Origin of the sequence: Bacillus sp. SIMBA_074 (assembly GCF_046534555.1) — a bacterium.
Lineage (GTDB): Bacteria > Bacillota > Bacilli > Bacillales > Bacillaceae_G > Bacillus_A > Bacillus_A mycoides.
Genome location: NZ_JAWRYM010001240.1, coordinates 1 through 235 on the forward strand (window position 1 = coordinate 1; position 235 = coordinate 235).

Consider the following 235-nt stretch of genomic DNA (forward strand, 5'->3'; position numbering starts at 1 on the left):
GTACCGCTTGTTCATCATGTGTTCCCGGGCACCTTTTTGATGGGGCTATTATTGATGGCGCTACTGATGAGTCTGGCGCATCTGTTTTTCCGCAAAAGCAAGCTATGGCTATTCGGAATCGTCTTCTGTGTCTTCTATGAGTTCGTTTTGCTCTGGCAAATGCCTGTCGCTTGGGTAACCTTCTGGAAATCGACGTGGGGTACTCGCGAAACGCCGCAGGATGTTGAGGCAAGGC

The 235-nt window shown here is 50.6% G+C and carries 1 pseudogene; it reads left to right on the plus strand.

What is annotated here, in order from left to right:
* Nucleotides 1-235, plus strand: a pseudogene (locus SB773_RS34685) (glycosyltransferase family 2 protein); the annotation flags it as partial.